The organism is Staphylococcus sp. HMSC065D05 (genome assembly GCF_001813195.1).
Taxonomy (GTDB): Bacteria; Bacillota; Bacilli; order Staphylococcales; family Staphylococcaceae; genus Staphylococcus; species Staphylococcus epidermidis.
In genome coordinates this window covers 14010-36763 of the sequence record NZ_KV811744.1, presented here as the reverse complement: position 1 = coordinate 36763, position 22754 = coordinate 14010, and the positions used below count along the sequence as shown (strand labels likewise).

The window sequence follows — 22754 nt, the reverse complement described above, 5'->3', positions numbered from 1 at the left end:
ATTATAATATAAATTCAACTTTGCAACAGAACCATATTTAATATGATTAATATAGGTATTTGGCCAATGGTCATTCTAGCATTATTAATCATAGCTAATAGTATTTTTATGGTTTACAAGACAGTAGACGTTAAAAAACGCAAATGACAAAAAAGCAATCTCACTCTTAATTTATGTGAGATTGCTTTTATTTATCATAACAATATAATAACGTTTCAAGCACATTATTTAATGTTACAAACACTTCTTCAACTGTATAGTTATAGTCATTTTCTACCCAACGTCTTAGTACTTCTATTACGCCACTACTGTAAAAATCAGCTACAATTTCAGGATGTTTACTTTCTCTAATCTTTTGCGCTAAGGGGTCACGCTTACGAGTTGGGTTATTTAACATCATTTCGCGACTCACATTCGTTAAACTTCTAAATACATCTGCCTGTCGAGACGAAACTAATAGATGCTTAAAAATCTTTTTATTATTACCAATGTAATAGATAAAGTCTTCAAATGATTCAGGGGTTGTAATGTCTGCTGATGTGTCACTTTTAGCTATAATTTGTTGTGTAATAAAGTCAGGTAAAGTGTAGAGTAATTCATATTTATCTTGGAAGTATCTATAGAACGTACTGCGGTTGATTTCTGCAATATCACATATTTTTTGAACCGTGATTTCATCAAAATGATAATCATGTAAAAGTATAAACACTGTTTCATGAATATGTTTAATCATACGCTTTTGATTTGCTGACGGCATTATCTGATTCTCCTATTTATTTAATCTAGTCAGATAGCCTGACGTAATAAGAGTAATTTATCACAATAAAGTTGATTTTTCCAAACATAACAACTGATACTACGTTTAAATTTGTTTATAAAAAAAGAGTAAATAAGTTATTTGAAACGTTTAATACTATAAGAGCGATATAAAAAAGTAGGAGCGAAACTGAGTTTAGTTTCACTCCCTCGCAATAATAGCTACGATTGAGAAGAGTTTGTCTTAAGCGCCTTCTCAACTCGGTTTGCTACTGTAAATTTGCATTATGAGTTTTAAATATGCTACACCAAACGAGCATATTCTTTATTTGTCTTTCTTTACTTTGTAATTAGATAGTCTCAATACCTTCTAACCATTCATCTACTTTATTATCATTATCATCCACATAGTCTTTAGCTACTTGTTCTGGATTTTTGTTATCAACAAAGATTTTTTTAGCTAATTTGTCTTCGTCAGATTTACTCCAATCATCTGCCATACGTGTTGCAACTGTGTATGCAGCTGGATGTGCTTCTTTAAAGTCTTTGTTAAATACTAAGTCAATATGTTGATTATTATTACCATAAATGTTGTCTGGATCTTTCAACATTTTAACGTCTAATTCTTTAGAGAACCAGCTAGGTTCCATTGCTGTGAAGACGATAGGTTCTTGTTGTTTAAAAGCAGATTGAATTTTCTTGAATTGGTCTTGGTCAGAACTTTCTTTCAAGCTATATTTATCCAAGTTGTCACTATCAAGTTCATCTTTAGTTTCTTGCATAACGCCATTACGTGCGTCTGTGCCTTGAATTGCCCAATCTACAGATTTTCCGAAGTCACTGTTTTTTAAGTCACTAATTGAGTCGACATCTTGCACGTACTTAGGTACGGCTAAACCTACTTTTGCGTTATCAATTAAATGTTTATCATCATAAATTGTTAATTTACTTTTGAACTTATCGTAGTAACTTTTATCAGTAGTAGGGAATATACCTGATGCATGGAATGAATCAGAGTTCTCTGATACAGCAGCATATAACGGGCCACTTGCTGTTACTGGTGTAGTTGTTACATCATAACCTGCTTTTTTCAATACTTCTGCTATAACTAGTGAACGTGGTGTTGAATTATCACTCGCGATATAAGATATTTCGATTTCTTTATTACCAAGTGATGTTTGACTATCGTCTGATGAACCACTACCGTTACCACTATTACCACAAGCACTTAGCACTATGGCTAAGGCTAGTGTGGCTAGTAGTCCTAAGAATTTCGAACTACGTCGTTTTAACATAACGTGTTTCCCCCTTTTTAATATTAGTCTCTAAGTTCGTCATCATGACGATGTTGAGATGATCGGTTATATCTATCGTAAACACCTTTGTTGTTTTCACGAGCGTATAACATTAATGCTTTGAATAATACATCTTGATCAATATTGCTATCAGTTAATTCTTTGTATAAGTTTGTTGTTTTATCAAAATTTGAATCATGATAATCATGGTTATCATTTTGATGATCATGATTGTTGTGACGATAATCATCATTTCTATCGTAATTGTCTTGATAGTGTCGATCATTATAATTACGTTCATCATGATGAGTATGGTCGCCATCTTGAGTATAAAGTGATTCATAGTCGATATCATCACGTTGATTATCATATTGATGTTGGCGATGATGCTGGTCATGATGATTATTTAAATGCACAGAACGGTTATAATCTTCGTCATTATAATTGCGATTGTAGTTACGTTTGTCATTTTGATAAACATAGTTATCTTTGTCTTGTCTAGAGTATTCACTATTTTTATCGTTGACATGACCTTTTTCAGAAGATGTGTCGTGATGATTATCTTCTTCTAAAGCTTTACCTTCAACGTCAACGTTTGGCAATACTGCACCTAACCATTTAGGAAGGTACCATGAAGCTTTACCAAAGAGTTTCGTCAATGCTGGAATTAATGTCATACGTACGACGAATGCGTCGAATAACACACCGAAACCTAATGCGATACCCATTGACTTAATTGCACTGTCATCTTGGAAGACGAATGCGATGAATACACTGAACATAATAAGTGCAGCAGCTACGATAACAGGTCCACTTTCTTTGATACCTACACGGATTGAATGATCATTATCGCCAGTCTTACTGTATTCTTCATGTACACGTGTCATTAAGAAGAGCTCGTAGTCGATGGCAAGTCCGAATAACAATCCAATTGTGATTACTGGAAGGAATGCAAGTAATGGTCCTGTGTTTTCAATACCAAATAAGCTACCCATAAAGCCATGTTGAATGACTAATGTTGTGAAACCTAATGTAGCCATTAATGAAAGGATAAAGCCTAGTACTGCTTTTAATGGAACTAAGATCGAACGGAACACAATCATTAATAAGAAGAATGCTAATACAACAATAACGCCTGCAAATACTGGAATAGCGTTGTTTAGTTTTTCTGACATATCGATGTTAATAACACTTTGTCCTGAAATTTCAGTGCCATAGTCATATTTTTCTTGCGCTTGGCTATGATAATCACGTAAATCATATACTAGATTTTCTGTTGACTGTGAGTTCGGTCCTTTTTCAGGAATGATTGTGAATAATGCGTAATTGTTGTTGTCAGTTAGTTGTGCTTTTGAAACTGTATCAACATTATCAATGTCTTCTAAATCACTACGCATATTATTTAAATCACGTTCGATAGTGCTTTTACTTCCACCATCTTTTGTATTTACTAACATGACAATTTGTCCGTTATAACCTTCGCCAAAATTATCTGAGATTAATTTATAGGCTTTGTATTCTGATGAGTCAGTTGGTTTTAAACTATCATCTGGAATACCTAAACGCATGCCACTGACTGGTATAGCAGCTAAAATTAAAATAATTAAACTTACAATAACAGCGATAACTGGCTTACCAACAATAAATTTTGCCCAAGAATGATCTTTAGGGTCTTTACTTTTAGTTGGTTTATCTTTAATTTTAATACTTTTATGGAAGATACTGATTAGGGCAGGTAATAGTGTTAATGCTGCTAATACTGCAAATAACACACTAATCGCTGAAGCGAATCCCATAACCGCTAAGAAGTCGATTCCTACAAGTGATAAACCACAAACAGCAATCATAACTGTAAGACCAGCGAATATTACAGCACTGCCTGCTGTACCCACTGCTGTTGCAATAGCTTCTACAGTATCGACACCTTTTTTCTTAAGTTCTTTAAATCTAAATAGAATAAAGAGTGAGTAGTCAATACCAACAGCTAAACCTATCATTACAGCTAGTGTAAGAGTGAAGTTTGGAATATCAAAGATATATGTTAATAATGCGATGATACCAACACTTGAACCTAAACCGATGATTGCACTAATAATTGGCATACCAGCTGCGATAAGTGAACCAAAGGTAATAAGTAAGATTACGAATGCTACGATGATACCGACAATTTCTGATGTACCACCAGGTTCGGAATTCATAGCGCCACCTTGAGTTTTTTCAATTTGCACATTATGGTTGTCAGTTACATCTTTTAATTCTTTGTCGATGATATGTTTAGAAGAATCTTTTAATCCAGTTTGTGGAACTACATAACTTACGTTAGCGATAGCAGTATCGCCTTCATCATTAACTTGTCCACTGTCATATGGATTAGAGATATTTTGGATATAATCATCATTTTGTCTGATATTGTCTAAAGCATCTTCAATATCTTTCTTCGTATCTTTATTATTGAGTCCATCATTCTTATTAGAATGGAAGACTATTTTCATCGAGGCTTTCTCACTGTCCTGATGAAATTCTTTACTGATTTTATCGTTTGTGTCTAATGACTTAAGGCCGTTCATAGTGATGTCACTGTCAAACTTCGGTGAGTTTATCATTAATGGCGTGATAATAACACCTAGTATAACAAGCCATCCTATAACACTTAGCCATTTGTTCTTAGCTATAAATTTTCCTAGTTTGTATAATAGCTTTGCCAAGACATTTCCCCCTATTTCATTAATTTATATCGCTTAAAGTATGGGTAGTGTGCTGATGTTTTGTGAGCAATTACATTAAATCGATACCTCAAATTAAGCATATTTAAAATGTTACATTTGATAATGTAACAAGTTATACCCACGTTCGGTACCATTAAAAGTTTTACGTCGTTGGAAAATGCAACACTTTGGAAAAATTGTTGGTGAAAATAGCGTGTATTAAGGAGATATATAAGAAAACAGGTTCTGTTGCAAAGTTAAAATTATATGCACATCTATACAAAACTATAAAAGCAAATATTGTTTTAACAGTAAAGAGCTTTATTAGTATTAATTATTTTTCGTTTTTCAGTATAAATATTACATGATTTTTAACTTTGCAACAGAACCCTATTTATTATTGCGTAAAAAATACCTGAGACAACAAATGATGTCTCAGGTTCTTAATCTATCTCTTAAGTTATTTTTTAATTGGGAATAAACTATCAATTTTGTCTATTTCACCTTGCGATAATTCAATATTTGCAGCATCAATATTTTCAACAACTTGCTCTGCACGTTTTGCACCAGGGATGACAACATCTAGTGATGGACGTGTAAGATAAAATGCTAATACGACATTGGCAATCGTTGTATCATGTGCCTCTGCAATATCAGTTAATGCTTTTACACGACGCACATTATCTTTGAATACGTCTGGTTGAAAATCAGGACGTTCTGCACGATGATCCTCAAATGTTTGATTTTCATCGTACTTGCCAGCTAGTATACCTGAAGCAAGTGGGAAGTAAGGAACAAATGTAATATTATTTTCTGCAGCATATGCCATTACTTCTTCATTTTCACGATGTAATAAATTGTATTCTAATTGAACAACATCAACATATCCATCTTTATTCGCTTCTTTTAATTGTTCTAAAGAGAAATTAGATACACCTATTGCTTTAATTTTACCTTCATCTTTAAGCTCTTTAAGAGCCGCCACCGCTTTATCTTTTGGGGTATCGTCATCAGGAAAATGAATATAATACAAATCAATATAATCCACTTGAAGACGTTCCAAACTATTTTCAACTTGCTGTTTTAAATATTCTGGATCGTTATTTTGAACAACTTCTTCATTTTCTTTAATAACATGCGAACCTTTTGTTGCAATTTGCACTTTCTCGCGTGGATATTCTTTTACAACTTGTCCAACTAATTCTTCAGAACGTTCAGGCCCGTAGATATATGCTGTATCTAATAATGTTATACCATTATCAATAGCTTGACGTACAACTTCTTTCCCTTGCTCTTCATCCAAATTAGGATATAAATTATGACCACCTACTGCATTTGTACCTAATGCGATAGGAAAAACATTGACATCAGATTTACCTAATCGTACTTGTTTTACCATTAAAAGTCATCTCCTTTATTTAAAATACTTAAATATATTATACCCAAATCATAACTTATTCATTCATGTTAATTATCTATTAGAAGCAAGTATCTTGACCTTAAAATCATTATACGCTTTAATGTAACTAATGAAGTTACATTAAGGTGGGTAAAAATGAATTTAGAATTCAATATTGCAGTACATGTACTATGTTTTCTTGCTCAACACGATCAAGAACAATTCAATAGTAAAGAATTAGCTAAATTAACATGTCTGAACCCTGTACAACTTAGACGCGTTCTAGCATATTTAACTGAACACAACTATATCAAAGTTCAGCGTGGTAAAGCAGGAGGCTACCAAGCCAATCAACATACTGCTCAAGTAGATTTAGCCAAGTTATATCAACACTTTGTTTTAGATAAAAATAATAGCCAAAGACGATTTACTGGCGCTTCTGACAGTCATTGTCAAATTTCTAAGAAAATTGCTCATACAATGTCACATTATTATTCTCAAGAACATCAAATAATATTAGATTTTTACAAAGATAAAAATATTACAGATGTTTTGGCAGATATTTTACAGGAGGGGTAAAACCATGAAAAATTATGATTTGATTATTATTGGTTTTGGAAAAGCAGGTAAAACATTAGCGGCACATGCTGCTAGTCACGGACAAAAGGTTGCAGTGGTAGAACAATCAACAAAGATGTATGGCGGTACATGCATTAATATCGGATGTATACCGACTAAAACATTAATTCATGATGGTATTGAAGGTAGTTCATTCAAAGAGGCTATTACTAGAAAAAAAGAAGTCGTACAGGCATTGAATAACAAGAACTATCAAGGCTTAAATTCAAAGGACAATATAGATGTTCTAAATTATAAAGCTAATTTTATTTCTAACGAGGTAATAGAACTACAAGATAATAATGGAACAATTCAAGAAACAATTACAGCAGATAAGATAGTAATCAACACTGGTTCACGTGCAAATATCCCAGATATCAAAGGGATAGATAGAGCTCAAAATATATATGATTCTACTGGATTACTAAATATTGACTATCAACCTCAAGAACTTGTTATTATTGGTGGTGGTTATATCGCTCTCGAATTCGCTTCAATGTTTGCAAATTTTGGAACACATGTAACAATTCTTGAGCGTGGTGATGCTATCATGACAAATGAAGATCAAGACATTGCAAATCTTATTGTCAAAGATTTACAAGATAAAGGTGTGACTATAAACACTAATACTAGTACTATTGCATTTTCAAACAATAAAGATCAAACTATCATACACACAAATCATGGAGAAATATCAGCTGATACTGTGCTCTTAGCCACAGGTCGTAAGCCAAATACAAATCACTTAGGTCTTGAAAATACAGATGTAAAAATCGGAAAACAAGGTGAAGTAATTGTAAATACACATTTGCAAAGTACAGTGAAACACATATACGCTGCAGGTGATGTTAAAGGTGGATTGCAATTTACGTATATTTCACTCGATGATTATAGAATCATTAAATCACATCTATTTGGTGATGGTTCTAGAACAACTGAAAATCGTGGTGCAATACCTTATACGGTCTTTATTGATCCTCCTCTATCTAGAGTAGGACTAATTGCAAGTGAGGCGAAATTACAAGGATACGATATTCTAGAAAATAAAGTCTTTGTCAGTAACATACCCCGTCACAAAATCAATAATGATTCCAGAGGTTTATTTAAAGCAGTAATTAATAAAGATACAAAAGAAATTTTAGGAGCGTCATTATATGGCAAAGAATCAGAAGAACTGATTAGCTTAATCAAACTTGCTATAGATCAACATATTCCTTACACAGTATTAAGAGATAATATATACACACATCCGACAATGACCGAATCCTTTAATGACTTGTTTTTAGAACCACTTTGATCTCTGATCATTAGTGGTTCTTATGCAGGTGAATCCTTCTCCTGCGTTCCACTCTATACTTTGATCTCTGATCATTAGTGGTTCTTATGCAGGTGAATCCTTCTCCTGCGCTCCACTCTATACTTTGATTTCTGATGATTAGATACTACAAATGTAGGAATTATCTATCATGACTATTTAAAATTAAAGACCGATAAATTCATTTTTTAGAACTCATCAGTCTTTAATAAGAATATGACAGTATTCATATTTAATGCTTTCTTCTATCATATTACAAAGTAATGAAAATTAAATGGCTTCATATATTCGAATTTGCAACTTAATTATGTACTATTAACATTAAAACCACCCGCGACAATCATTCATGTCTCAGGTGGTTTTGATTTATTTCTCTGCTTTGCGCTTCTTTAACTTTTCCTTAAGTTTGCGATCTTGTTCTTCTTTACGACGTTTTCGTTCTTCGTTACGTTTTCTAAGTCGCTCTTCTTCTTCTGGATCACGTGGTTTTTTTAATTGTTTTGTAACCTTTTCCATAAGTTCTTCTTCGGTTAACGCAGCAAGTGGTCGATTATTAACAAATGCAAATGTTTTACGCCGACCTGGTCCACAATAAGATTGACAGCCTATTTCAATTTCAGCTTCCGGATCTAATTTTTCTAATTTTCGCTTCAAAGATTTTAAATTCACAGCCTGACACTCATCACAGATTAAAAATTTATTTTTCATCTTGCTACCCACCTTTCTATATAAACTCTTCCATCATCGTTAATATAACTCTATTTATTTTACTCTTTTTACTATAAAATTCAAGATACTTTTCACTTTAAAATTTATACATACCATATACTAATAAAATAAGAAAGTGGAACTGAATACACAGTCCCACCCCCGGTTGAGCCTCGAACCCTAAATGACTTATATCACGAGTTACTTTTCTTATTGTCCATGGTAAATTTTAAATTTCAATGGTTTGATATCATTCATTTGCCATTCATTATAAATAATATTTTTATCAATTACCTTATTGATAATAGTAATGCCGCAATCGCCACCACCAGCACCTGAAGTTTTAGAAGCGCCACCGTGCTTTTCACCGACATCACATAATTTTTTTAGCTTATCTGTTTCAATTTCAACTGATGCTTCTTTATCCATAGATTGAATAATACGTCTGTTTATACGTATCATCTTTTGAACACCTTTGATATTATTAGTTTTAAAAGCTTGGATTAAACTTTCTACACAAGCATGAGATTGATCTAAAAAATCACCATAAAAACTTGGATCTGATTTTAAACGTTTGACTTCACTCACTAAGTGTGGAGAAGAAGCTGGGGACCCAGTCCATCCAATAAGGACTTCCATATTTTCGGGAGCTTGTAAAGGTTCGATATGTAAGCCTGGCCAATTTTTTTCCAAAACATCATTCACCGATGTTTCTTCCATTTGCTGTTTCACCCAGTCATGGTCGAACGTACTATATGCAAGCCATCCACTGTAGACACTAACCGCAATATCACCACATGAACTTAAACTTTGTAATTTCATATTTGCAATTACAGCTAATTTATAAATATAAAGGTTTGATAATTCCAAACCATAGAATTCATTCAAAGCTTTAACAACAGATACTAAAACAGCGGCGCTTGAACCTAATCCGTACTTCTGACCAGAGTTATCTGCTAAGTTACTATCAATGGTTAAATGAAAGTGCTTTAAATTCATATTGCAACTGCGCACATACTGTTCAAACACTTCTATAGCTGTCACAACATATTTCAGTTGCTTGGCAGCTTGAACATCTGAGATTTCAATTCTATCTTCATTACGGTCAAATTTAACTGGTTCATAATGTAATGTTTTGGAATGAATACTACCTTCAACTTTATTTGACGCCTCAATTGTCGCCGTTACAAAGCGATTTACTGCAATAAGAATAGATTTATATCCTGGTTCGGTTACTGCATACTCGCCTGCAATATAAAGTTTTCCGGGGGCTTTTACCTGAATCATTCTATCTCTTCCTTACTTAATAATTTCAACGCCAGAGCTAATGATATCACTTGCTATAATCTTCGATTCGTCAAATACTTTTAAAAATTGTTCCATCACAGCTTGTTTATTTTTCTTTTCTACTAAAACTTTTACATTGGGACCCGCATCCATTGTAAAGTAACAAGGTAAATTGGCTTTTCGACACTGTTCCACAATAGCCATAGCATCGTAGCTTTCTTGCACTAAATACGTAAAAGGAGGTTGAGCACCTAAGTTAGTGGCATGCATACGTAAACCATTTGCTTCAATGACTTCGCCTAAGCGTTGAAAATCTTGGTTTTTAACTGCCTCTTTAGCTTCATTTAAATCTTCATCAACGTGATCCAACCAATATTGATAGAATCTAGAAGTATCTCTTGTTAGTGACATACCTGACCTACTAGATACTTTTTTTGACTGATTATTAATCACTACAAATATCATTGATAAATCTTTTTCCCAACCATTGGAATTAATTTCATGTGCATATGAGGTCAAATCATCATGCCCTTTTTCCCATTCAGCAAATCCACCAAAAATACTTCTAGAAGCAGAACCTGAACCACGTCGAGCTAAACGTGATAAGTCTGTATCTGATAAGTTCAATGACAAAGCTTCATTACAAGCGGCAGCTAAAGCAGCGTAAGCACTCGCTGAAGAAGCAAGTCCAGCTGCTGTTGGCACATGATTCTCACTTTCAATTCGCGCATGCAAACGATTTCCAGCCAAATCTCTCACTATATTCATATAGTTTTGAATCTTTTCTTTCTCTTTGGCATTCACTTCATTTCCATTTAAAATAAGGCGATCTTCAGTAAAATCAGGGTCAAAAGTCACTTTTGTTTCAGTATAAAATCGATCTAAGGTAATTGATAAACTATTATTCATAGGAATAATGTAAGTTTCATCAGCTTTCCCCCAATACTTAATCAACGCAATATTTGTATGTGCTCGTGCTTTGCCACTTTTCACCAATGATTTAACCTCCTAAATGTTCAATCCATGTATGTGCTGCGCCAGCCTTTTCAACTGCAGCAACAATAGTTTTTGCAGTTTGTAAATTTTCCGCAAGAAGAAGCATGCTGCCACCTCTTCCTCCACCAGTTAGTTTACCAGCAATGGCACCATGTTCTTTCCCAATTTGAAGTAATTTTTCTATTTTATCGTGACTTACTGTTAAATGTCTCAAGTCTTCTTGACATGCGTTAAATATGTCAGCCAAATGATGAAAATCATGCTGTTCAATCGATTCACTAGCTCTGTGAACAAGTGTACCAATGTGCTCTACATATTTCATATATTCATCAGATTCACACAATACGTGAACATCTTCCACTGCTTGTTTGGTAGAACCCTTTACTCCGGTATCAATGACAACCATATAACCATTCAATTTTAGTGATTTTAATGTTTCGGCCTGCCCTTGTTTAAACCATACGGGTTTATTTGACACAATCGTTTGCGTATCGATACCACTTGGCTTACCATGTGCGATTTGCTCCGCCCAATTTGCTTCTTTAATCAATGTTTTGTCATCTAAAGGTTGATCCATAAAATCATAACTGGCACGTACAAACGCTACTGCTACTGCAGCACTTGAACCTAAACCTCTTGATGGAGGCAAGTTAGTTTGAATTTTTACTGATAGTGGTTCTTTCACTCCACTTTTTTCAACAAAGCGATTAATGATAGACTTTAGATGTTCGGGAGCATCGTACAACATTCCGTCATATACGTCACTTGTGATAGAAGAATAATTTCCTTCATCTAAACTTTCAATGAGGACTTTAATTTTCCCAGCATTAAATGGAATTGCGATTGCCGGTTGACCAAATGTAACTGCGTGTTCACCCATTAGAATAATCTTTCCAGTAGATTCTCCGTATCCTTGTCTAGTCATATTTTCTCACCTTTATATACCTTCTTTAAAATATCACTTCATAAGATGTACTGACGATGTTAAAATGATTGACTTGCTGTTTAACGTGATATTAATTTAATTTCTTTACATATTCATCTTGATTGATGTCACTTAAATGTCAATTTTATCGAATACATTTATTATAAAGCCAATAATCAAGCGTTCATTATAACTATTTAAAAGTAAAATAACAACAAAAAAGTATAATAACTTTTTGTTTGAGTTTTCACAACACTTTAATATTATAAAACTCTTTTAAAGAGTTATCAAAATCATGAAATATATTTACCTTAAATGACAATTTTGTAAACATCGTTAAATTTTTTACTAAAGTTTTTAAAATTTTCCACCTCAACTATAATACTACAAATTTGTGATAGAATATATATCATTTTCTAACAAAGTCATCTTAACTTTTGTTTGAAAGGTATTTTTATTAAACAAAATAGTACTAGGATTGAATTTAAATTGAATTTGTTGTCCTCTTTTAACCTCGAATAACACTTGTCTTTTTTATTGGTTTTCTATGTAAAATTCTCTTGGTTAGAACCCCATTGATTGAAAATTTATATAAAAATATTTTCTATTCACATCAACTATCACTGCTAATACGTAAAAAAACCTGAGACAATTATTTTGTCCCAGGCTTATCTTTTTATGACTTATCTATGGTGTCACCTTGCTAAAAATCTAATTTTTCATTTATTTTCGCATTGCGTTCTAGCATCTTATCATAGTACCCCTCGTAACGTGTCCACTCGTCTTCTGTAATAGGATCCATATTTAAGTTTGCCCCTAAATCTTTTAGTGCATATAATAATAAAAACATAACATCTTGCACTTTAATTTCTCTATTTAAAAGAGTTTCTAAAGATGCCATACATGAGGGATCTATGTCTGGATAGTGAAACTTAGTAGTCTGCCCTTTAAGTGCACGTTGATAAAACTGTTGCATCATTAATGCCCGTTCTGAGCCAGAACCTTCAATACATAAGTATATTTGCACTGCGATACCACCACGTACTCGTCGCTGAGAAATCCCGGCAAATTTCTTATCATTAATACTTAAATCAAATTTTCCTGGGCAATACGATTGCTCAATTTCTTTAGTATCGATACTAACATCTTCATCCTCAAACATTTTACTAATCAATAAATACATCACTGTAAAGGCTTCATCAATAGTCGTTTCGGTTTGTCCTTTAAAAATCAAAGATATATTTAGTATTCCTTGATCTAATACGACACCCAAGCCACCAGAATTCCTAACAATCGCATTATATCCCTGTTCATCTGTAAGAAAACGAATACCATCACTTAAAAATGGTAAACGCGAATCATGAATGCCCAAAATCACGGTGTGTTGATGTATCCACGTTCGTACTACATTACAAGATAAGTCTTTACCAACGCTTTCGGAAAAAGTGTCATCAAACGCAAAAGATTGCATGGGCTCTAAACCACTTGAATGATCGACATAACGCCAGTTGATTTGATTAAAATATTTAGTTGCTAAGTCCATTATTGTAAGGCTTGAGCAGCTGTAATAATAGATAAGTTATAAACGTCTTCAGTTGAGCAACCACGAGATAAATCATTGACTGGAGAGTTTAATCCTTGTAGGACTGGTCCTACTGCATCGTATCCACCTAAACGTTGAGCAATCTTATAACCAATATTACCTGCTTCTAGACTAGGGAAAACAAATACATTCGCATCACCTTGAATTTTTGCACCAGGTGCTTTCTTCTCTGCTACGCTAGGAACAATAGCAGCGTCAAATTGGAATTCCCCATCAATAACTACATGCTCTAATTGATCCGCTTCAGCTTTTTCTTGAGCTAACTTCAATGCTTCTTGCACTTTAGTAACATCATCCGATTTAGCAGAACCTTTTGTAGAAAAGCTTAACATAGCTACTTTAGGGTTCATTCCAAAGCTTTGTGCTGATTTAGCACTCTCTACTGCAATTTCAGCAAGTCCTTGAGCATCTAATTCTGGATTAATAGCACAATCCCCAAAAATATATTGTTCATCACCTTTAATCATAAAGAAAATACCAGATGTTCTAGATACACCAGGTTTAGTTTTGATAATTTGTAATGCTGGTCTTACTGTATCTCCAGTAGAATGTGCAGCACCACTCACTAAACCTTCAGCCTTTCCAGTATACACAAGCATTGTTCCGAAATAATTTACATTATCTAATAATTCAACTGCTTGTTCTTTAGTTGCCTTACCTTTACGTCTTTCAACAAAAGCATCTACAAGCTCATCTTTAAGTTCACTCGTCGCTGGATCTATGATTTCAATTTGCGTTAAATCTAAAGCGTGTTTAGACGCAAGAGATTTAATATTATCTTCGTTTCCTAAAACGATAGGTGAAACATAGTCAGTTTTTTGTAGCTGAGTCGCAGCAATGAGCACTCGTTCATCTTCACCTTCAGGTAATACTATTTTTACATTTTTTCCGGATAATTTGTCTTGTAATACAGATAATAAATCAGCCATAATATCCTCCTTAATTCTCTCTTATAATAACGTTTACATAGTAAATTATACGTTATTTTTTATCAGAATTCCATTTCGCTTTTGTAAACATTTTTTTAGTAGTTAAATGAATGTTTGTGATAGAATTTGAAATGAATCCAATAAGAATTTTGAAAAAGGAGAGATTGATAATGAGTGAAGCAGCAGAAACTTTAGATGGTTGGTATAGCTTACATTTATTTTATGCAGTAGACTGGACAACTTTTCGTTTAATTGCTGAAGATGATCGTGAAGCAATGATTACTGAACTAGAAACATTTGTTAAAGATAAAGCAGTTGCTAGAGAATCACATCAAGGTGATCATGCAATTTATAACATTACAGGTCAAAAAGCGGACCTTTTACTATGGTTTTTACGTCCAGAGATGAAAGAGTTAAATCAAATTGAAAATGAGTTTAATAAATTACGTATCGCAGACTATATCATTCCAACTTATTCCTATGTGTCAGTGATAGAATTAAGTAATTATTTAGCTGGCAAATCTGATGAGGATCCTTATGAAAATCCCCACGTTAGGGCACGATTATACCCTGAATTACCACATTCTGAATATATATGTTTCTATCCAATGGATAAACGACGCAATGAAACTTATAACTGGTACATGTTACCTATCGAAGACCGTAAAACTTTAATGTATAACCATGGGATGATAGGTCGTAAATATGCTGGTAAAATCAAACAGTTTATCACAGGTTCAGTAGGTTTTGATGACTACGAATGGGGTGTTACATTATTTTCAAATGATGTACTTCAATTCAAAAAAATTGTCTATGAAATGCGTTTTGATGAAACGACTGCTCGTTATGGCGAATTTGGTAGTTTCTATATTGGGCATATTTTAAACATCGAAGACTTCAAACAATTTTTTAGTATATAAGTTAAAGTGAAAAATTAACCCTACACACCAGAATCATAATTTACTGGTGTGTAGGGTTTTTAATATGTAGAAAAGATAATACCTTATCTTAAATTTAATGACTATAAAAATTTTAAGAGCCTGTACAATTAAGATGTACTAGGCTCTTATGTTGTAGTATCCTTGGGAGAACTTTAAATCACTACTACGTATATAGTTAACCTCATAGAATATACCGTCGCTACTCAATATATTCACTGTCATCGTTAACTAATATTATTTTAACCTTTTTGAAATATTTGAAACATTATATAAAGGTAAATGTACAACTATAAGGTTTTTTTTAATATTTATTATAAAATTCATCTATATAATCATTATTTTATCTGCTTAACTCTATGAAAATGACTTTAAATAACAAGTTGCACGTCATGTAAACCTCAAGGGTTGTGGCGTTTTCCTAAAACCTTTACTATAATTATAATAATGATTTATTCTTAATTTTAAAAAAATTTGGTGATGAAATGAATAAGGATACAATTGAAACATCTCATGAAGCATTGATAAAAGATGTTGTTATGATTACTGCTCGTATATTACTAGAATCTGGAGCAGAAGGTACACGGGTAGAGGATACCATGGCACGTATTGCTACAAAATTGGGCTATCCTGAAAGTAATAGTTTCGTGACTAATACTGTAATTGAATTTGTTTTACATAACGAAGCATATCCTCGGTTGTATAGGATTAAAACTCGAGATACGAACTTAATAAAAATTTCTCAAGCTAATGAAATCTCACGTCAAATTACAAATGGCACGATGACGCTTGAAGAAGCTAAGTATCAATTAGAGGAAATATATGTTGCTAAAAGAGATAGCAGTCTACCCTTCAAAGGAATTGCCGCAGCAATTATCGCTACGAGCTTCCTCTATCTACAGGGAGGTCGTCTGGTTGATATCATCACAGCTGTATTAGCTGGAACGATTGGATACTTAGTAGTAGAAATATTAGATCGAAAGCTACACGCACAATTTATTCCAGAATTTATAGGTTCTTTGGTAATAGGTATTATTTCTGTAATTGGACATGCATTTGTTCCTAGCGGAGATTTAGCTACAATTATCATTGCCGCGGTCATGCCTATTGTACCTGGAGTACTTATTACAAATGCTATTCAAGATTTATTCGGAGGACATATGTTAATGTTTACAACAAAATCTTTAGAAGCTTTAGTTACTGCCTTTGGTATAGGCGCTGGTGTAAGTTCAATATTAATTTTAGTCTAGGAGTGCACTCATATGTTTTGGATATTTAATTTTATATTTAGCTTTCTTGCTTCACTCTTTTTCTGTGTCATATTTGATGCCCCTAGGAAGTTGTATTTTGCTTGTGGCTTTGTCGGCGCTTGTGGATGGATGGTTTATACTGTATTATTTAACGGCTTTGAGCTCCATACGATTTACTCAAGCTTTTTCGGAAGTTTAGCGTTAGGTCTACTTAGTCATTACATGGCTCGTCGAAAAAAAGAGCCTGTAATTATTTTTATGGTTACAGGTATTATACCTCTAGTTCCAGGTGGACTTGCTTATGATGCCACTAAAAATTTAGTGTTATTACACTTTGGAAAGGCGATTAACACAATGCTTGAAGTGACATTAATAGCAGGTGCTATTGCTTTGGGTTTATTATTTGCTGATCAAATTTCTAAAATCGTTATTTCAGGTTTTGCGCGTACCAGAAAAAGATTGTAATATCAATAAAATCTTTCGCTAAAAATTAACGTTACTCTAACCAATTAAATTTATGGTTAAATATTGTTGGAAAATATATGATAAATAAAAATCCCAAAATGAAATTCTAAAAAATTTCATTTTGGGATTTTATAATATTGTCACAAAATAACTTTTAAATTTATTTATTCGTTGAATTAGATTGGCCAGGTTCATGAATCATCTCTAAAACTTCGTCTTCAGAATGATTTAAAATCAATCGACTCAATTCATCATTATTCATTTTCTTAAGTTTTGGCAAGCGAATGATAAAAAAGATTAATCCTATTACCAACCAAATTCCTAAAGCGATGTATGATGGTATCGAAAGTGCTGCAGGAGAACCTGGAATAAGCAATAAACATAAGAACACAAAGGATACAATCGATCCTATAATACCAAAAATTTTATAAACTGGTGCATACGTATTACTCTGTTTATTAAAACTAAATAATTTCGTAGCAGATAAACAAGTAATAAAATATGCAATTGAAACACCTGTAGATGACATATCTACAATCCATGTTAATGCCGTTCTACCTAACCAAGGAGCAATTAAAGATACAGCTACTAAGAAAATAATAGCGACATATGGTGTTTTATGTTTACTGTGTAATTTACTAAATACTGTTGGCATAATGCCAGAGCGCCCCATTGAAAATAGTAAGCGACTCGAACTCATTAAAAATCCATTTAATCCAGTAAAAATCCCCATAATAATTGCCACTGCTAATACTGCAAGGCCAATAAAACCGAATGCATCTTGAGTCACTGCACCGGTAAGCCATAAGTTACCATTTAAACTTGTTGCTTGTGTACCTAGCCAGCCTGTGTAAAGTAACATCACTACATAAGTGAGTGACGCAGCTAGTAAACTATAAACAATAAGTTTAAACGTCTTGTTAGGAGAAAAGTTAAATTCTTCAGCAGTTTGCGGTATATTATCAAACCCTACATACGCCCATGGTGCAATAGAAACAATCATAATGATTGATTGGAACCATCCCTTATCTACACTTGCTAATGGCTCTAAATGACTCAAACTAAAGTGACTGCTAAAGAAAGAACCTATAAACATAAGTGCAACTACAAGGACCATTGCTACACAGAAGTAATATTGTAACGAACCAGACACACTGGCACCTCTAATAGTAATCAACATAAACACTATAAGTAGCACTGTTGCGATAACAATTTCAGTTATGTAAACATCCCAACCAGCTACTGTATATAACTTTCCGTTGTTCAAAACATTTGGTAATAAAAATTTAATCAACAAACTGAATGCTGTCGCATTTAACGCAACAACACAAACATAGCCAAATGTTAAAAACCATGAAGAGAAAAAGCTTACATATCTTCCAAAACTTAAAAAACTAAAAGCAAATGCGCCACCAGAAACAGGAAATTTTTCAACGAGTGCGCCATAACTTACAGCAATAAGAATCATCAATAACGCACCGATTACTATACCTATTGAAGAAGCAATAGGCCCTGATTGTTTAATCCAATCTCCTGGTAATATAAAAGCGCCCCATCCGATACACGAACCATATGCAATAGCCCATACAAATTTCTCGGAAAGATTCTGCTTAAGGTTACCTCTATCTACATTGTTATTTTTATTTTCCATAAATAAAACTCACCTCGAGAGTATAGTATACCCTAAAAGGTGAGTGAATTAACTCGTGAACTTTTACCATTAAATTGTAAAGAACGTCATATTGTAACAAGATTGTATGAAGTGATTACCCTGCGAATTTAAGTGTAGCAATTACAAGAACAAGCCAACCAATTATAAATAGAACACCACCTATTGGCGTAATTGCACCTAAAATACGAACTTGTGTTAAGGCTAAGAAATACAAGGAACCACTGAAAAAGACAATACCAAAGAATAATAACCAACCAGCCCAATTTACATTCATTGATGTTGTACCACTTATTAAACCTATAACTAACAGACCTAATCCATGATACATTTGATAAGTTGTTGCTTTTTCCCATATTGACATGTATTTATCTGATAATTTACCTTCCAATCCATGTGCTCCAAATGCCCCAGTACCGACAGCCATCATTGCATTTAATGCACCTAAAATAATAAAAACTTTCATCATTTTGAATGTACTCCTTTATATTTAAAAATCAAAAATAGATTCACCATTACCAACATGATCATCTGTAATCATCATATTATTAGAAGTATGATGCTTTTTCATTGATTGTGGTACTTTACCACCCATTGCTTCTATTTCAGCTGCAGTTACATCATGTTTTTGTGAAGTCTGTTGTTTCATCTCATAATCATCTTTTATATTACTATTCATTGGTTTAGAACGATTTAATTTCTCTATTGTTGAACGACTTTGATGAGAACTAACAAGAGATGTGAGCATGTGTATAGCATACATATGCTTTTCAAATTCAGTATCTGTCTGAGCTTCATCTGCTTGTACCAATTCTTGCTCAATCAATTGTAGAATCTGTTCTTTGTTCATTATTCTCACCTAACTTTCACACCACTGAACTGGTGTTTTTCCTTTAGATTTTAAATAATTATTTGTAGTTGAATAAGGTTTAGAACCAAAAAATCCTCTAAAAGCCGATAGTGGACTAGGATGTGGCGATTTAATAATTAAATGTTTAGATGTATCAATGAATCGTTCCTTTTGTTGAGCAGGTCTTCCCCAAAGAATAAAAACAACATGCTCACGATAATTAGAAACAGCTTGTATGATTTCATCCGTAAATGTTTCCCACCCAATATTTCGATGTGAATGTGCTTCACCTTGTCGAACAGTCAATACCGTATTTAATAGCAAGACACCTTCTCTTGCCCAGTCTTGTAAATGGGGCGAAGTTCTATGACACCCTATATCATTTTCTAGTTCTTGATACATATTTCTTAAAGATGGTGGAAATTTAGCATGAGGTTGCACTGAAAATGCTAAACCATGTGCTTGATTAGGACCGTGATAAGGATCTTGTCCTAAAATAACAACCTTGATATCTTCAAAAGGCGTTAAATCAAATGCTTGATAGATATTTTTTTTATCTGGATAAACGATTTGAGTCGTATATTCTTTTTCTAAAAAGTCATGCATCGCCTGAAAATCATGGCGTGTTGTTATATCATGAAATACCTCTGACCATTTCATTCGTTTTCACCTCAAGCTACATTTTAACATATTCATATTGGAAAAATGACTGATTTTATAAGCATTAATTTTTGTAAACCTTTATATATTTTAGGTTTACAATCTATCGATTTTTAATTATATTACAATTACTATAGATAAATTTCAGTAGTTTGGAGTGTTATATATGTGTACGGCTATTTCTTTATATACAAAACAACGTTATCATTATTTAGCTAGAACGATGGACTTTGCATTTGAATTTAATGGTATCCCAACCATTGTTCCACGTCATTATCACTACCAATTTGATCTAGATTCAGACATGCGTCTTGAATATGGTTTTGTTGGAACAAATTTAAAAGTAGGACGTTATAGATTTGGTGATGGTATAAACGAAAAAGGTTTAGCTATTTCGAACCATTACTTCACTGGTGAAGCCTCATACAGTACCCATAAACGTTATGGTTATTTTAACTTAGCACCTGAGGAGTTTATTGTTTGGGTTTTAGGTTTTAATAAAAGTATTAGCGAATTAAAACAAAAGGTTAAGAAGATCAATATTATGAATGAAAAAAATACAACTTTGAATATCGTTCCTCCTTTACATTTCATGGTCACTGATGAAACAGGACATACCGTAGCCATAGAGCCTTACAATGGCTTATTAATAGTTAAAGATAATTATGTTCATACCTTAACAAATGCGCCTAAATTAGATTGGCATCTATCTAACTTAAGAAATTATGCTTATTTAACACCACAGAAATCAACCAATCAATTAATAGGTAAAATGCTAGTAAGATCAATGGGCTGTGAAGCAGGAACAAATGGCTTACCGGGTGGTTATACTTCAACAGAACGTTTTATACGGGCTACATATTTAAGACACCAACTACGCTGTTCCCATAATGAAGATGAAAATTTAATGAATTGTTTTAAAGTTCTAGAATCAGTCAGTATCCCTCAAGGTGCAGTTATCGATGCCAATAAAATACATTACACACAATATCAATTAGTGATGGAAAGTAAAGAAAGAAGCTATTATATTAAGCCATACTTTAGTAATCAAATTTTCAAAATAAAATTAACTGAAGATCTTTTAAGTAAGAATGAGTTGACATTCTTACCTATTAATCACGAATTAAAGATAACATCAATACAGTAACTAACGTATGATGATTGATTTTGAATTTTACAAAATATAATAATTTAGCGTACGCGATAAACATGATATGATAAAGACACTAGAAATTAATGGGAGTGAATGAATGATGGCTTTAAAAAAAGTATTAACGATAGCTGGTTCAGATACAAGTGCTGGTGCCGGTATGCAAGCAGATCTTAAAACGTTCCAAGAACTTGATGTATATGGAATGGTAGCTTTAACATCTATTGTGACAATGGATAAAGAAACATGGTCCCATGATGTAACACCCATTGATATGAATGTCTTCGAAAAACAACTTGAAACAGCAATATCAATTGGACCTGATGCTATTAAAACAGGGATGTTAGGAACACAAGACATTATTAAACGTGCCGGAGATGTTTTTGTTGAATCTGGTGCAGACTATTTTGTAGTTGATCCAGTAATGGTTTGTAAAGGTGAAGACGAAGTACTTAACCCAGGAAACACAGAAGCAATGATTCAATATTTACTACCTAAAGCTACAGTAGTTACCCCGAATTTATTCGAAGCAGGTCAACTCTCTGGTTTAGGAAAATTAACATCAATTGAGGACATGAAAAAAGCTGCTCAAGTGATTTATGACAAAGGCACACCTCATGTCATTATTAAAGGTGGCAAAGCACTCGATCAAGATAAATCTTATGACTTGTACTATGATGGCCAACAATTTTATCAATTAACTACTGACATGTTCCAACAAAGTTATAATCATGGTGCAGGATGCACATTTGCTGCTGCCACAACAGCTTATCTTGCGAACGGTAAATCTCCAAAAGAAGCAATCATTGCTGCTAAAGCATTTGTAGCTTCAGCAATCAAAAATGGTTGGAAAATGAATGACTTTGTAGGACCTGTTGATCATGGTGCATATAACCGTATTGAACAGATTAACGTTGAAGTCACTGAGGTTTAAAAATACTAGATTGTATAAATACTAGTACATTTTAGCCCTAATTTATAGGCTCATTTAATTCCTACAAACTTTGTAATTATAATTAAATCAATATCTATATAGATGTGGAAAGCCTGGGACAAAAAGGTCCAAGATAAGTAAATAAAGACAATTTCTATTGAAATAATATAGAAATTGTCTTTTTTATAATTTTTTTGATTATTTTCAGCTCGTTGAGCTGTTACTTTTCTTATATTAAGCTACGATAATGTCTGAATTCATCGAATTTTGTCTCGGGAATTGTTTCTATAATATCATTTACA

At 33.2% G+C, this 22754-nt stretch carries 21 protein-coding genes and 1 pseudogene; 7 read left to right on the top strand and 15 right to left on the bottom strand.

Going from position 1 to position 22754, the window contains the following annotated elements:
• Positions 1–187: 187 nt before the first annotated feature.
• From HMPREF2897_RS04755 to HMPREF2897_RS04740, 4 genes are all read right to left on the bottom strand, one after another.
• Complete coding sequence (locus HMPREF2897_RS04755; RefSeq protein ID WP_070592750.1) at positions 188–757, bottom strand: TetR/AcrR family transcriptional regulator; 570 nt, start codon at positions 755–757, stop codon at positions 188–190.
• Positions 758–1106: 349 nt separating this feature from the next.
• The gene (locus tag HMPREF2897_RS04750; protein WP_001832065.1) at positions 1107–2051 is read right to left on the bottom strand and encodes a glycine betaine ABC transporter substrate-binding protein; all 945 of its coding nucleotides are present in this window, start codon (positions 2049–2051) and stop codon (positions 1107–1109) included.
• A 23-nt stretch (positions 2052–2074) separates the two neighbouring features.
• Complete coding sequence (locus tag HMPREF2897_RS04745; RefSeq protein WP_001832045.1) at positions 2075–4756, bottom strand: MMPL family transporter; 2682 nt, start codon at positions 4754–4756, stop codon at positions 2075–2077.
• 460 nt (positions 4757–5216) lie between these two features.
• Entirely contained in the window at positions 5217–6155 is a 939-nt protein-coding gene (locus HMPREF2897_RS04740) for an aldo/keto reductase (protein ID WP_001832085.1), read from the bottom strand.
• 156 nt (positions 6156–6311) lie between these two features.
• Here HMPREF2897_RS04740 and hypR point away from each other — a divergent pair, with 156 nt between their 5' ends.
• Entirely contained in the window at positions 6312–6734 is a 423-nt protein-coding gene (gene hypR / locus HMPREF2897_RS04735; RefSeq protein ID WP_001832072.1) for a redox-sensitive transcriptional regulator HypR, read from the top strand.
• A 4-nt stretch (positions 6735–6738) separates the two neighbouring features.
• A complete protein-coding gene (gene merA / locus HMPREF2897_RS04730; protein WP_070592749.1) occupies positions 6739–8070 on the top strand; it encodes a hypothiocyanous acid reductase MerA in 1332 nt (443 codons plus the stop codon).
• Between the two features lie 384 nt (positions 8071–8454).
• Here merA and HMPREF2897_RS04725 read toward each other — a convergent pair whose 3' ends face one another.
• The 6 genes from HMPREF2897_RS04725 to pta form a co-directional block, all read right to left on the bottom strand.
• Positions 8455–8796: a YuzB family protein gene (locus HMPREF2897_RS04725; protein ID WP_001832090.1), complete on the bottom strand. Its 342-nt coding sequence runs from the start codon at positions 8794–8796 to the stop codon at positions 8455–8457.
• A 210-nt stretch (positions 8797–9006) separates the two neighbouring features.
• Positions 9007–10083 carry a phosphomevalonate kinase gene (locus HMPREF2897_RS04720; protein ID WP_002475559.1) on the bottom strand — a complete coding sequence of 359 codons (1077 nt, stop codon included), beginning with the start codon at positions 10081–10083 and terminating at the stop codon, positions 9007–9009.
• A gap of 12 nt (positions 10084–10095) precedes the next feature.
• Positions 10096–11079 (bottom strand): diphosphomevalonate decarboxylase, encoded by a 984-nt coding sequence (mvaD, locus tag HMPREF2897_RS04715; protein ID WP_002458370.1) that lies wholly within the window; start codon positions 11077–11079, stop codon positions 10096–10098.
• Between the two features lie 4 nt (positions 11080–11083).
• Positions 11084–12004: a mevalonate kinase gene (mvk, locus tag HMPREF2897_RS04710; protein ID WP_002490263.1), complete on the bottom strand. Its 921-nt coding sequence runs from the start codon at positions 12002–12004 to the stop codon at positions 11084–11086.
• 703 nt (positions 12005–12707) lie between these two features.
• Positions 12708–13547: a lipoate--protein ligase family protein gene (locus HMPREF2897_RS04705; RefSeq protein ID WP_002445773.1), complete on the bottom strand. Its 840-nt coding sequence runs from the start codon at positions 13545–13547 to the stop codon at positions 12708–12710.
• Positions 13547–14536, bottom strand: a complete 990-nt coding sequence (pta, locus tag HMPREF2897_RS04700) for a phosphate acetyltransferase (RefSeq protein ID WP_002445772.1) — start codon at positions 14534–14536, stop codon at positions 13547–13549. Before pta ends, HMPREF2897_RS04705 begins: the two co-directional genes overlap by 1 nt.
• 170 nt (positions 14537–14706) lie before the next feature.
• On the opposite strand from pta, the gene hemQ reads away from it, so the two are divergent.
• The 3 genes from hemQ (at position 14707) to HMPREF2897_RS04685 (ending at position 17189) form a co-directional block, all read left to right on the top strand.
• Complete coding sequence (hemQ, locus tag HMPREF2897_RS04695; protein WP_070592748.1) at positions 14707–15456, top strand: hydrogen peroxide-dependent heme synthase; 750 nt, start codon at positions 14707–14709, stop codon at positions 15454–15456.
• Between the two features lie 503 nt (positions 15457–15959).
• Entirely contained in the window at positions 15960–16724 is a 765-nt protein-coding gene (locus HMPREF2897_RS04690) for a threonine/serine exporter family protein (protein ID WP_002456858.1), read from the top strand.
• Positions 16725–16736: 12 nt separating this feature from the next.
• Positions 16737–17189: a threonine/serine exporter family protein gene (locus HMPREF2897_RS04685; protein ID WP_001832133.1), complete on the top strand. Its 453-nt coding sequence runs from the start codon at positions 16737–16739 to the stop codon at positions 17187–17189.
• Positions 17190–17349: 160 nt separating this feature from the next.
• On the opposite strand, the gene HMPREF2897_RS04680 is transcribed toward HMPREF2897_RS04685, so the two are convergent.
• From HMPREF2897_RS04680 to HMPREF2897_RS04665, 4 genes are all read right to left on the bottom strand, one after another.
• Positions 17350–18840 carry an APC family permease gene (locus HMPREF2897_RS04680; protein WP_002458375.1) on the bottom strand — a complete coding sequence of 497 codons (1491 nt, stop codon included), beginning with the start codon at positions 18838–18840 and terminating at the stop codon, positions 17350–17352.
• 115 nt (positions 18841–18955) lie between these two features.
• Positions 18956–19324: a DUF423 domain-containing protein gene (locus HMPREF2897_RS04675; RefSeq protein ID WP_002495847.1), complete on the bottom strand. Its 369-nt coding sequence runs from the start codon at positions 19322–19324 to the stop codon at positions 18956–18958.
• A 24-nt stretch (positions 19325–19348) separates the two neighbouring features.
• The gene (locus tag HMPREF2897_RS04670) at positions 19349–19708 is read right to left on the bottom strand and encodes a DUF5327 family protein (RefSeq protein WP_002445766.1); all 360 of its coding nucleotides are present in this window, start codon (positions 19706–19708) and stop codon (positions 19349–19351) included.
• A gap of 9 nt (positions 19709–19717) precedes the next feature.
• Entirely contained in the window at positions 19718–20368 is a 651-nt protein-coding gene (locus HMPREF2897_RS04665) for a uracil-DNA glycosylase (protein WP_002445765.1), read from the bottom strand.
• Positions 20369–20534: 166 nt separating this feature from the next.
• Between HMPREF2897_RS04665 and HMPREF2897_RS04660 the strand changes: the two genes are divergently transcribed.
• Both HMPREF2897_RS04660 and thiD read left to right on the top strand, forming a co-directional pair.
• Complete coding sequence (locus tag HMPREF2897_RS04660; RefSeq protein WP_002475493.1) at positions 20535–21515, top strand: choloylglycine hydrolase family protein; 981 nt, start codon at positions 20535–20537, stop codon at positions 21513–21515.
• Between the two features lie 106 nt (positions 21516–21621).
• A complete protein-coding gene (thiD, locus tag HMPREF2897_RS04655; protein ID WP_002458379.1) occupies positions 21622–22452 on the top strand; it encodes a bifunctional hydroxymethylpyrimidine kinase/phosphomethylpyrimidine kinase in 831 nt (276 codons plus the stop codon).
• Between the two features lie 50 nt (positions 22453–22502).
• On the opposite strand, the pseudogene HMPREF2897_RS12230 reads toward thiD, so the two are convergent.
• Positions 22503–22691, bottom strand: a pseudogene (locus HMPREF2897_RS12230) (hypothetical protein); the annotation flags it as partial.
• Positions 22692–22754: the final 63 nt, after the last annotated feature.